Origin of the sequence: Shewanella sp. 10N.286.45.A1 (assembly GCF_041470405.1) — a bacterium.
Taxonomy (GTDB): Bacteria; Pseudomonadota; Gammaproteobacteria; order Enterobacterales; family Shewanellaceae; genus Shewanella.
Genome location: NZ_JBFRMK010000403.1, coordinates 1 through 223 on the forward strand (window position 1 = coordinate 1; position 223 = coordinate 223).

1 protein-coding gene is annotated in these 223 nt (G+C 42.2%); it reads right to left on the reverse strand.

What is annotated here, in order from left to right; translation table 11 throughout:
* Positions 1-223 (reverse strand): transposase (locus AB4238_RS21970; RefSeq protein WP_372035715.1); only part of this gene is annotated, 223 nt, incomplete at both ends.

Sequence of the window (223 nt, forward strand, 5' to 3'; positions counted from 1 at the left end):
TAGAAGCGACATACTTCATGGAATTACGGATTTGATGGATAACGCACAGCTGAGTCTCTGTTTCAGGGAAGATAGTCGCTATCGCCTCTGAGAAACCCGTTAGCCCATCGACGCAAGCTATTAGGATATCTTTAACACCACGATTATGAAGGTCGGTCAACACGGATAACCAGTAATTAGCCCCTTCATTTTCAGATAAATGAAGTCCTAATATCTCTTTCTT